The 9,813-nt window shown below is 67.7% G+C and carries 11 protein-coding genes and 2 pseudogenes; 3 read left to right on the top strand and 10 right to left on the bottom strand.

The window, feature by feature from the left end:
* A pseudogene (locus AC2VON_RS01530) lies at window positions 1-153 on the bottom strand (hypothetical protein); the annotation flags it as partial.
* Window positions 154-194: 41 nt separating this feature from the next.
* Here AC2VON_RS01530 and AC2VON_RS01525 point away from each other — a divergent pair.
* Window positions 195-698, top strand: a complete 504-nt coding sequence (locus AC2VON_RS01525; RefSeq protein WP_486951349.1) for a nuclear transport factor 2 family protein — start codon at window positions 195-197, stop codon at window positions 696-698.
* Between the two features lie 19 nt (window positions 699-717).
* Here AC2VON_RS01525 and AC2VON_RS01520 read toward each other — a convergent pair whose 3' ends face one another.
* The 3 genes from AC2VON_RS01520 to AC2VON_RS01510 form a co-directional block, all read right to left on the bottom strand.
* On the bottom strand, window positions 718-1,374 hold the full coding sequence (locus tag AC2VON_RS01520; RefSeq protein ID WP_486951353.1) for a L,D-transpeptidase family protein: 657 nt from the start codon (window positions 1,372-1,374) through the stop codon (window positions 718-720).
* Window positions 1,375-1,480: 106 nt separating this feature from the next.
* Window positions 1,481-1,723, bottom strand: coding sequence for a hypothetical protein (locus AC2VON_RS01515; protein ID WP_486951348.1), 243 nt, complete (start codon window positions 1,721-1,723; stop codon window positions 1,481-1,483).
* 33 nt (window positions 1,724-1,756) lie between these two features.
* Window positions 1,757-2,377 (bottom strand): phosphatase PAP2 family protein, encoded by a 621-nt coding sequence (locus AC2VON_RS01510; RefSeq protein WP_486951347.1) that lies wholly within the window; start codon window positions 2,375-2,377, stop codon window positions 1,757-1,759.
* Window positions 2,378-2,567: 190 nt separating this feature from the next.
* Between AC2VON_RS01510 and AC2VON_RS01505 the strand changes: the two genes are divergently transcribed.
* Window positions 2,568-3,422 (top strand): amidohydrolase family protein, encoded by an 855-nt coding sequence (locus AC2VON_RS01505; RefSeq protein ID WP_486951352.1) that lies wholly within the window; start codon window positions 2,568-2,570, stop codon window positions 3,420-3,422.
* Window positions 3,419-4,615, top strand: coding sequence for an alpha/beta hydrolase family protein (locus tag AC2VON_RS01500; RefSeq protein WP_486951346.1), 1,197 nt, complete (start codon window positions 3,419-3,421; stop codon window positions 4,613-4,615). Before AC2VON_RS01505 ends, AC2VON_RS01500 begins: the two co-directional genes overlap by 4 nt.
* Here the strand turns inward: AC2VON_RS01500 and eccE are convergent.
* From eccE to AC2VON_RS01470, 6 genes and pseudogenes are all read right to left on the bottom strand, one after another.
* Complete coding sequence (gene eccE / locus AC2VON_RS01495) at window positions 4,602-5,621, bottom strand: type VII secretion protein EccE (RefSeq protein WP_486951351.1); 1,020 nt, start codon at window positions 5,619-5,621, stop codon at window positions 4,602-4,604. The two genes, AC2VON_RS01500 and eccE, sit on opposite strands and share 14 nt — an antisense overlap.
* Before the next feature lie 2 nt (window positions 5,622-5,623).
* Window positions 5,624-7,024, bottom strand: a complete 1,401-nt coding sequence (gene mycP, locus AC2VON_RS01490; protein ID WP_486951345.1) for a type VII secretion-associated serine protease mycosin — start codon at window positions 7,022-7,024, stop codon at window positions 5,624-5,626.
* A complete protein-coding gene (gene eccD, locus AC2VON_RS01485) occupies window positions 7,021-8,454 on the bottom strand; it encodes a type VII secretion integral membrane protein EccD (protein WP_486951350.1) in 1,434 nt (477 codons plus the stop codon). The genes mycP and eccD overlap by 4 nt, the downstream gene beginning before the upstream one ends.
* 35 nt (window positions 8,455-8,489) lie before the next feature.
* Window positions 8,490-9,383: an ESX secretion-associated protein EspG gene (locus AC2VON_RS01480; RefSeq protein WP_486951344.1), complete on the bottom strand. Its 894-nt coding sequence runs from the start codon at window positions 9,381-9,383 to the stop codon at window positions 8,490-8,492.
* Between the two features lie 7 nt (window positions 9,384-9,390).
* The gene (locus tag AC2VON_RS01475; RefSeq protein ID WP_486951343.1) at window positions 9,391-9,678 is read right to left on the bottom strand and encodes a WXG100 family type VII secretion target; all 288 of its coding nucleotides are present in this window, start codon (window positions 9,676-9,678) and stop codon (window positions 9,391-9,393) included.
* Window positions 9,679-9,695: 17 nt separating this feature from the next.
* A pseudogene (locus AC2VON_RS01470) lies at window positions 9,696-9,813 on the bottom strand (type VII secretion protein EsxS); the annotation flags it as partial.

The raw sequence follows: 9,813 nt of genomic DNA, 5'->3' as shown, positions 1-9,813 counted from the left end.
GGCGATCTGCAGCATCTCCTCGCGCCCGAACTCCTGGATGCACCAGGCCATGCCGGAGCGGTCGATCATGTGCCCGATGAGGAGCAGCTCGGGAACGATGATGGCCAGCTCGTCACGAGACAGGGTCGCGTATCTGCTGCGGGCTTGCGTCATGGCATCAAAAATAACGCTCCGCCCGGCACCATGGCGTGCCGATGTGCTGCAATGACCAAGTGATGAGCCCTCAACCGCCCGACCCGACCACCGACATCGAAGCGATCAAGCGGGTCAAATACCGGTATCTGCGGGCGCTGGACACCAAGCACTGGGACGACTTCGCCGCCACCCTGACCGAGGACGTCGTCGTCGACTACGGATCCTCGATTCATACCGGCCCGCTGCGCTTCACCGACCGCACCGACCTGGTGGACTACCTGCGTTCGTCGCTGGGCCCGGCCGTCATCACCGAACACCGGGTGGCCCATCCGGAGATCACCGTGACCGGCGATGAGGCGTCGGGCACCTGGTACCTGCAGGATCGCGTCATCGTCGCGGAGGCCGACTTCATGCTGATCGGCGCGGCGTTCTACCGCGACCGCTACCGGCGCACCGCTGACGGCTGGCAGATCAGCGCAACCGGATACGACCGCACCTACGAGGCGACGATGTCGTTGGCGGACATCAGCTTCACGGTGAAGCCCGGTTCCGCGCTCGCCTGACTCAGAGCCTAGGGCTCGACTACTGCGCGATCGCGATCAGCGCACCGGGACGCAGCCACTGGATGATGTTCACCAGCGCGTCGTCGTTGATCGCCACACACCCCGCCGTCGGCCCGCCGTCGGTGGTGTGTAAGAAGAACCCCGCACCGCCGCCGGGGGTGCGAGCGTCGTTGACGCCCATCACCACCGCATGCCTGTACTGCGGTATGTCGAGATTCTCGCTCTCGCCGGTGCTGAACGGGCACTGCACCTCTTCGCAAACCTGCATCGTGTTGAACGACGGACTCCGGTCATCGCCATCCCACCAGTGGTCGGACCCGACCTGCACGTACTTCAGTCCCCCGCCCGGGTCCGGAGCGGTGCCGAACGCATAGGGCAGGCTGAACACCCCCATCGGGGTGGCCGGGTATCCGCTCTTGGCATGCGGTGCCATGCCCGCCGCGCCGACATGGGCCGGAATACCGACGCCGACAGGTTGCCAGCCGCCCGCGGTGCGCTGGTAGACATCCATCTTCGCGTGCGAACCACCAACTCCGACAACCGAAACCACCTGGGTGGCGTTTCCGACGGAGCGGGCGAACCATGGGCCCACGACAGCGGCGCCGACCGGTGCGGCGACCAGCGATACCCCGGCCGCACATATCGCGACGCACAGCACGCTCAGCAGTTCGCGCATCGTCTCATCGTCGGTCAGCCGACGCTTGAGGGTCAAGTAAAGGTTTAGACACGGCTGGGTCACGGTCGCTTGACATTGCCGCATCCGGCGACGATAGCGCACGGAATCAGTCCTCCCGCTTGCACTCCAGTTCGTCTACTGGCACCTCTTTTTTGCAGAAGTTGCGCAAAGACAGGTAATCGCGGAAATACTGCCGGTGATCGTCACAGGTCAACCAGACTTTCCGCCGTTGCGGGGTGTGAATCTTCGGATTGTTCCACAGCATCCCCCACGTCGCGGTGGTGGTGCAGCCCTGCCGAGAGCAGACGATACTGTCGATCGAGTCCGGCGTCGCAGTGGCATCGGCCATGAAGGTCGAGTCTATCCAGCCTCGGCTGCGGCCTCATCGACCGAGCGGCCGCACCAGCCGCGCGCACACTCCGACGTACAGGTAGCCCAGCGCCCAGCCGGCCAGCACATCCGACAGGTGATGCACGTTCAGGGCGACCCGTCCGAGCCCGACCATGATCACGATCAGCGCTCCTGCCACGACGGCGGCCACCTGAACCGGACGGCTGAGCACCGGAAGCGTCACCGCCAGCAGCGCCACCACCCCGACCATCGCCCCCAGGGCATGTCCCGACGGAAACGACGACGACGACACCGCCACCATCGCCGTCGCCGGCCGCGGCCGGCCGGCCAGGCCCTTGGCCGCCTCGCTGACCAGCCCGCTCAGCTCCACGCTGACCACGACGAACAGCGCCACCCGCACCCGGTGTTTCACCAGCGAAGCCACCGCCGCCACCAGGCCGAGCACCCGAAACACGGCCGGCGCGAAGATCGTACACACCACATCCCAGAACCACACCCAGCCCGGGTGGGTGACTCCGATGTCGTACCCGGTGCCCAAAGTCGACGAGTCGAGCCCGGCCAGCCAGCCCCAGCCCTGCCGGTAGCCCAGCCACGTCACCGCATAGCCGCCCACCGCGGCCAGCGTGAGAAACCACTTGACGGCAAATTTCATGATGAAACTCCGTTCATCCCGTGATCGGTGTCTCCACGGTGTGCACGATAGCCTCGACCGACGGGGCGCAACCGGCAAGCTTGGGAAGGTGGCGGCAATCAGCGACAACGTACCGGGCGGGCACGTGGACGTCCACGACGACGAGGCCGCGGCCGTCCGGGAGATCTGGTCCGGGCTGGGCCTGCCCGGAATGATCGACGTGCACACCCATTTCATGCCGAAATCCGTGCTGGACAAGGTCTGGCACTATTTCGACTCGGCTGGCCCGATGGTCGGACGCCGCTGGCCGGTCATATACCGCGCCAGCCAATCCCAGCGCATCGCAACGCTGCGGAGGTTCGGTGTGCGACGATTCACCTCGTTGGTCTATCCACACAAGCCGAAGATGGCGGCGTGGCTGAACCAGTGGGCTACCGACTTCGCCCGATCTACTCCGGATTGCCTGGCCACCGCGACGTTTTTCCCGGAGCCGGGCGCCGCCGGCTACGTTACCGACGCGATCAACACGGGTGCCCGCGTTTTCAAGGCCCATATCCAGGTGGGCCGCTACGACCCGAATGATCCGCTGCTGGAAGAGGTCTGGGGCGTCATCGAAGATGCCGGCACCCCGGTGGTCATCCACTGCGGCTCCGGCCCAGTAGCTGGAGAGCACACCGGTCCCGAACCGATTTACCGCCTGCTGCGCCGGTATCCGCGACTGGCCCTGATCATCGCGCATATGGGTATGCCGGAGTACAGCGAATTCCTGAGTCTCTGCCAGTATTTCGCCCGGGTGCGCTTGGACACCACGATGGCTTTCACGCCGTTTGTCAACCAGACCATGCCGTTTCCGGCGGCAGAGCAGCACCGACTGCGCGACGCGGGCGACCGCATCCTGTTCGGCAGCGACTTTCCGAACATCCCGTACGCCTACAGCGAGGCGATGACTGCTCTTATCCGGCTGCCCGGGATCGACGACGACTGGCTGCGCGGCGTCTTCCACCACAATGCGGCACGGCTGTTCGCCGTCGAGCCCGAGGACAAGGGACTACCATCCGAGCCGTGACGTCTGAAACCAGCCCGGTCGACCCGCTCATCCCGATTCCCGATGTTCCGGGCGCCGACGCCGGCGCACAGGGGCTGCCGGAGCGCGCCGCACTCTCGGCACGCCAACGGCTGATCGTCGACGCTTCGGCGATCGCCGACATCGGACTGCGGACCGCGGTCGCGTCAATGGTCGGTGCGGCGATGATTCCGACCGTGCTGGCCGCCGCTATGGGGCGCGGCCGAGTCCGCCACGAGCGGGACAACCTGCGCTACTACGCCGAACTCGCAGCCGACCGGAGCGCGGCACAATCGTTTCCTGAGCCCACCGTGCTGCCCCGGATCTCGTCGCGCCGGGCCAACCCGTTGGCCGAACGCATCGCGCACGGCACCGTCGAAAACATCGGGTTCGCCAGCAGCTTCCAAGCCGTCAATCCGGCGATGCGTGACCGCTGGCGCACGTTGACCCACAACAACGTGGTGCGTGCCCAGCACTGGCGTCACGACGACGGTCCCCGCCCGACGCTGTGTGCCATCCACGGCTTCATGGGTTCGGCGTATCTCTTCAACGGGGTGTTCTTCGCACTCCCGTGGTTTCACCGGGCCGGCTACGACGTGCTCTTGTACACTTTGCCGTTTCACGGCCACCGTGCCGAAAAATACTCCCCGTTCAGCGGATACGGCTATTTTGCGCACGGGATGTCCGGATTCGCCGAGGCAATGGCGCAAGCTGTCCACGACTTCCGGTCGGTGGTCGACTATCTGCTGTCCACCGGGGTCGAGCGGATAGCGCTGACCGGCATATCACTCGGCGGATACACCGCTGCGCTGCTGGCCGCCGTGGACGACCGGTTGCAGGCGGTGATCCCGAACGTCCCGGTGGTGTCGATCGAATCGGAGATCGACGACTGGTTCCCCGCCAACAAGGTGTTCAGTCTCGGCCACCGGCTGGGCCGCGTCGGCCGCGGAGAGTTCGCCGCCGCGGCAGCCTACCACTCGCCACTGAACTACCCGCCGCTGGTGGCCAGGGAACGCCGGTTGATCATCACCGGTCTCGGTGACCGGCTCGCACCCCCGGAGCAAGCCGAGATGCTCTGGGAACACTGGGATCGCTGCGCGCTGCACTGGTTCCCCGGCAATCACATGCTGCACGTGAGCCAGCCTGCCTACCTGCGCCGGATGACCCGCTTCCTGCACAGGTTCATGTTCGGGTAGCGACCCCAGCTGCCCCGGCCACCTCGGCCACCTCGGCTACCTCGGCTTGGACGGGCCAGCGCAACGCCGCGATGTCGTCGGCGGCCACGCCGGTGTGCCCGTCCAGCCGTACCCCGGACAGTGGGTGCAGCGCGCACAGGACCGCGCGGTGGCGGCCGTGCTGCGGGGCCAGCCCGGGCAGCGGGCCGGCGCCCGATGGCCGCTCGCCGGTGCGCAACGCACACCCGGCGGCGATGCTGCGGTGATCCGCGTGGCCGGCGATCTCGACCGCGATCCAGGTCTGCAGGGCGCCATCGGCGCGGATGTGCGCGAGAGTATCGGATAACGCGCGGTCAACGCCGATTCGGTAGGCCGCGACGAAATCTCCGTCAGCGTCCGTCAGCGCCCGCCAGGATTCTCGCGCGCCGGCACTGAACAGCTTCGGGACATCGTCAGGCCCGGCGCCGGCCACCTCCCAACCGAGCTCGCGGAGGTCAGCGCCCAGCCGGCGCGCCGCGACCTCCGCGGTTGCCTGCAACGGGATCAGCGGTGAGCGGGCACGCAGCGCCGCGAGGTTCTCGGTGGCCGAGAAGGTCAGCCCGATCCAGGTGTCGCGCTGCGTTGCATCCGCCCCGGAACGCTTATCGCGGCTGGTGACTCGGATCGCGTCGGCGCGAAGGCCGTAGCGGTCCAGGTATCCAGCGATCAGCGACAGCGGCAGCACACCCGGCCCAGTGCCGGACGGTGTGACCCGCAGCAGCGCCGTGACCCTGACATCGGAGCCCGGTCGCCGGTCGGTGTGCACGCCGCTGTGATGCCGCAACATCGCGGCGCGGCGGCGCAGGAACGTGGTGACGTGCAACCCGCGCCACCAGCCCAGCAACGCCAGTGACACCGCGACGGCGGCACCGAGCACCCAGCGGTCGCGCGTCGACGACCAGGGACAGCCCATCACCGCCGGTATCACGGCCAGCAGCACCAGGGTGATCCGGGCCGGCCCCGGCCGGGGAAGGGTAGATCGAAGCATGCTCACGAACGGGTCTCCTTTCGCCGGCGGGCGGTGATCGCGGCGTTGGCGGCAACGGCGGCGACAAGCAGAGCCAGCACCGCGGTCCCGGTGAAGGCGACGATCCGTGGCGCCGGATCCTCGGGTTGCGGCGCCGGTGGTACGGCGATGAGCTTGACCGGCGCCTTCGCCGGGTCTGCGGGCAGTTCCCAGGTCAGCGCGGCCACCGCGTCGACGGTGCCCGCTCCCACCACGTCGGACGGTGCGCGGGCCGCATTGTGCGCGGTCGCGGTGATGCGGCGCACCACCTGGACGGCGCTCAGGTCCGGATACCGGCTGCGGACCAGCGCCACGACCCCGGCCACGTAGCCGGCCGCGTAACCGGTGCCGCTCAACGCCACCAGCTTTCCCTGGTTGCCGGGCAGCCCATTGGCCAGACCGCCGTCGTCGCGGTTGCTGACCGACGCGATGTCCTCGCCGGGCGCGGCGATGCCGACCCACGGTCCGGCCATCGTGAACGCCGACGGTTGGCCGTCCGGCCGCAACGATGCCACCGACAGCACATACGGCTGCCACCACGAGGGTGCCGAGACCGAGGTGACTGCCGCCCAATTGCGCGGATCGTGCGGACGGCTGACGTCGGTGAGCGGATTGGACTCACACGATCCGCCGGTTTGGCCACTGCTCTCGGTGTCGCCCGCAGCGGCCACGATCACCGCATCCTTCTCCACCGCCGCGTAGCGCAGCGCGGCGCCCAACGCGGTCTGATCGAGGTTGCGGTCGACCGGCAGACATATGGCGGTGGGGATGCTGATCACCCCGGCGCCCAGATCCGCGGCGTGCACGACCGCTCGCGCCAGCGCGGTGAGCTCGATATCCGCCCGGGCCAGCAGCGGATCAGCACCGCCGGTCCGCGGTGAGAACGCCGCCGACGTGGTCCGCAGCGACAGCAGCCGGGCTGCCGGCGCCACCCCGGAGAAGCCGTCGTCGCCGGGTTTGCCCGCCACGATCCCGGCGACCAGCGTTCCGCGACCATCGCAGTCGGTCAACCCGTCGGTCGTCGCCACGTAGTCGCCGCCCGGCTCTACCGCCGGCAACCGCGGCCCGGGGCGCACGCCGGTGCCGATGATGGCCACAGTTTGACCTTCACCCCGGGAAAATTGCCATGCCGCAGAAAGATTCATCATCAGCTGTGCAGGGGTCGCTACACCCGGATCGGTCCCCGACAGGACACCCGAGCTGACGCACTCGCCGCGTTGCTCCATCGGCTGCACCGGGCCCGGAGCGCCGTTCGGCAGCGGGACCGCGGGATCGACCTCCGGCGGACTGATCGCCGACGCCGGTGGACTGCTCAGCAGCATCGTGAGAATCGCTGCCAGGAGACCGATTCCGATGTTCCTGCTCGATACGGTCGATTGGGTCATCGAGACAGAATCCAGCTGAAGATGCCCACCAGGTAAGCCATGACGGGGATCAGCGAAGCGTCGATTCCGGACGCCAGGAAACCTAGCAGCCGGCGCATCGGCAGCGAATAGCTCTCCGGTTTCGCCACCGACGGATTCAGCGCCACCACCGCCCACACCAGCGCTAGTGCCCAGAGCACCAGCACCGCCCCGAAGGCCGCCGGGTAGCGCCCGGTCGCCGTATAGCACATCAGCAGCACGGCAGCCGTCAGGTACGGCTGAGCCAACAGCCAGGCCTTACACCAGGCCGAATCCCACACCCTGGCACGAAGAATGGATGCCAACCCGTAAGCTGCGACCACGTACCATGCCCAGGCCGTCAGTATCTCGGGCCGCGCCGCGACCGCCAGCGAACCGACCACGGCCAGCAACGCCGCTCCGGCGATGAACCCCGTTTGGTGGGCGTCGCTAACCCGCACTCGCCGCGGAAGGTCCTCCAGCACCTGCTGGGAGGGGGGCGACGGCGTCGGGTCGCCGGGCGCGGGAATCACCGGTAACGGCAGTCGCGCCCACAGCACGGAAGCCTGCGGTGCGGCGACCGTGAGCAGCAGAGCCGCCGTGATAAGACCGCAACCGATGCTGAGAAGCCGCAGGTGCCATTGCGTTTCGATACCAGCGGCCGCCAGCACGCCGACCGAGGCCACCGTGGTGGCGGTGAAGATTGCGATTGGCCGCTCACCGCTGTCGCCTCCGTTGGAGATAAGGCAGAGCAGCGACCACGCGGCGACACCGGCGGCACCCAACATCACCTGGGCCGGCCCGAATTCACCGGGTACCAACAGTGTCGACGTCGCCGCGACCGGCACCAGCGCCACAACCGACAGCGCCATCGCGGTGCCCGTTGAGCGCATCCGGCTGACCCATGCGGCCAGCACCGTCAGCACGGCAATCGCACCGGCTGCCAGCAGGCCCACCGGCTGGCCGGTGACCACTCGATGGACGACCGCCAGCCCACTGGCCGCAAGAACCAAGCCGACCCCCGCGGCCAGCGCGCCCCGCCGGATGTGCGCCGGTCCCCAGGGCTTGAGCCGCGAACCGGAGAAGATGACCGTGGCATCGGCGATATCCTCGACGATTCCCGGCGCCGCGGGGCCGGTGGGCATCGGCCGCAGCGCTAGCAGGTCACCGTCTACCACGCCGACAGTGTCCAGGCTGGCGTCCAGGCTGAACGGCGCACCGCCGATCGGCGCGAGGCTCAGCCGGGTGGTCGAGCCGTCTTCCGGATCGATGTCCGCCTCGCTGTCAGAGGCGGTTGGACCCACCAAACGCTGTACCGCGGGCAGGATTTCACGCAGCGGCAATTCGGCCGGAAGTGCGACGTCGGTCAGTCGACTGTCAGCGAGGACGGCGATACGGACGATCGGCATGGCCGACCGAAACGAGCCGGACATCATCGGGGTTTCAGACATCGGTGCTCTCTTTCCTGCTAGGACGGCTGGGCAGTGAAATCTCGGGACAGTCGCCGGCCGGGAAACCACTGCCCGTCCGGCAGCAGGCCGGTCAGCTGTTCGACCGCGAGGGCTATGGCGAAGTCGGTGCCCGGCTGAAACGTCGAGATCCACTCGCCGTCGAAGGCACGGGACGGGCTGACCAGCACCCGGCCCTCGGTGGTGTCGACGATGCTCATCCCCACCTCGGCGGTGGTGTGTTGGCCGTTGTTGTCGCAGCCCGCGACAACCTCGACGTAGCTGCGCGAACCGGCGAAAACCGACTCCACGACCGGACGTGCTGATTCCGGAATAGCCAGGTAACCAAGGACTTCGGCGAGCGGCACGCCGTTGCGCAGCTGCTCGTCAGCCCGGACCCCTACTCGGGCCGGCAGGGTGAACTCATGGAAACGGGCCGGCGGCCGCTGTTGCAGCCCGGCACCGAGCACCGGCACCAACGACCGCGGGTCGTCGATGTCCATAGCGGTGAACGTGACCAACTGAGCGTTGCGCAGCGCGACCACCGTTTTGCCGATCTTGCCGGCGCGGTGACCGCGTCGCGCGATGATACCGCGCAGCATCTCGTCAGCGGACGACTGCGCGGACACGGAAGGCCCCACATAGCGCAGCTCCAGCCAGCGGTCCGGGAAGCACACCGCCCGAATCCAGTCGGCCACCGCCGGATTGACGGTGCCGCCCACAGAGACCACACCCATCAGGGTCAGCTCATCGCTCTGGCGCGCCATGAACGAGGCTCGCTCGCCGGTGTCGGTATAGGGCATGGTGATCGCCAGCACCCACGGAAATGTCCCGGCGCCAATATTTTCCGCGATGAACCACGCCTGCTCGACGGTGAGTTCGACGGCGTTGGGATCCGCCCTGACCTCACCCACTATGGCCCTAGCCCCATTTGGCGGCTTCGGCGGCGTCGCGGGCGTGCATGGACAAGGTGTTGGCCTCGTGAGTGCCGGCCATCGCGTGATAGGCCCGCACCAACTCCTCCATCGCCTGGTTCCACTGCGTCTGCCACGCCTGATAAGTCATCGACGTGTCGCCCTGCCAGGCCGCCGACAACGCCGCCTGCTCGCTGGCGACATCGGCACCCACCGCCTGCAACGTGCCCGCATAGCCGGCCATCTCCCCGGCATGGGCCAACATCGCCGGATAGTTGTACATGATCTGCGTCATCGCTGAACTCCTTTCGCCTAGAACCCGGTGTAGCTACTGGCCGCCGCGGCGTCGGCGGCCACATAGGTGCCGCCGGCATCGCCGAGATTGGCCTGCGCGATATCCAGCAGCGCATTGACCCGCGCCGCCACCTCC

Source organism: Mycobacterium sp. TH-M82, assembly GCF_057473605.1.
The sequence above is the reverse complement of the archived record's forward strand: the minus strand, read 5'-3'. Positions and strand labels throughout refer to the sequence as shown.